Origin of the sequence: Winogradskyella ouciana (assembly GCF_009709615.1) — a bacterium.
In the GTDB taxonomy this organism is placed as follows: Bacteria; Bacteroidota; Bacteroidia; order Flavobacteriales; family Flavobacteriaceae; genus Winogradskyella; species Winogradskyella ouciana.
Map to the genome: position 1 here is coordinate 1 of NZ_WJYA01000056.1, position 281 is coordinate 281.

At 49.8% G+C, this 281-nt stretch carries 1 protein-coding gene; it reads left to right on the top strand.

Annotated features, from left to right (window positions below; translation table 11 throughout):
- Nucleotides 1-281: hypothetical protein (locus tag F1003_RS18575; RefSeq protein WP_202913910.1), on the top strand; the 281-nt coding region annotated here is incomplete at both ends.

Sequence of the window (281 nt, forward strand, 5' to 3'; positions counted from 1 at the left end):
CAATCTTTTGAAGCGATGCTCGATTCCAAAGGCGCCGTTGCGGCTCCAGAAGGCTTGTCAGAAGACGACCAGAAATTGCTGGATGAACTGATGGCGCTGATCGCTCAACTGCTTGCCGCCAGTCAACAAGGAAGCGAAGAGTTGAATGGTCAAGTCGAAGAAACGGCACTAGCGGTTGAACAGCTGTTGGGGAAGGTAGCTGGACCCGCTCTGGAATTTCAGGCAAAATCTGGAGTAGATTTGAAACAACTTTTGTCTAAGCTTTCGCAAAACGAGGCTTC